This window comes from Vibrio sp. 1402, assembly GCF_033340275.1.
Window position 1 is genome coordinate 1 of record NZ_JAWOWE010000352.1, and the last position, 648, is coordinate 648.

Here is a 648-nt window from a genome sequence, read left to right on the forward strand (position 1 = left end):
GAAGAAATTGCTGCAAAAATCCCAGTCAAGATGATGTTTCCAATGGTGATATTTATTTGGCCATGCTTTTTCATTGTGGCTATCGGACCTGCGTTAATTTCATTGGCTGAGGCATTTTCTAATTAGATAAAAATAGGGATAGTTATGTTGTGGATTAAGAAATACGTCATCATCTCGTTGTTGGTGCTCACTGCATGTGCAACAAATGAACAAGCATCCGATTTTGATTCCAGCTTGTATTCTGGCAAACCCGTTGAGTCGCTCACCAATGATGAGCCGCCCAAAACTGAGGAAGAGGCTATCTCGCGCGGTGATATTGCGCTTACCAACAAAAATGTCGATTTGGCATTGTATGAATACATTCGCTCCCTTTCTTTCCCTAACGCGGTGCATAAAGACAAAACGCTATACACCGTCGGGCGTATTCACTTAGCTCGCGAGAACTACGAACTGGCGGATAAAGCCTTTCGTGCATCGCTTGCAGAAAATCCTGACAACATTGGTTCCTTACAAGAACTTGGCACGCTGTACACCAAGCGTGGAGAAAAAGACGTCGGTAAGAGTTATTACATTCGCGCACTTAATGCCGACCAAATCCGTATGAAAGGCAACCCGAACATTACCAACGACAACATCACGGCAGAGACT

Annotated in this window: 1 protein-coding gene and 1 pseudogene; both read left to right on the forward strand. The window is 44.1% G+C overall.

Going from position 1 to position 648, the window contains the following annotated elements:
- Window positions 1–126: pseudogene (locus R7044_RS26015) on the forward strand (type II secretion system F family protein); the annotation flags it as partial.
- A gap of 21 nt (window positions 127–147) precedes the next feature.
- Window positions 148–648: tetratricopeptide repeat protein (locus R7044_RS26020; protein WP_405540921.1), on the forward strand; the 501-nt coding region annotated here is incomplete at its 3' end.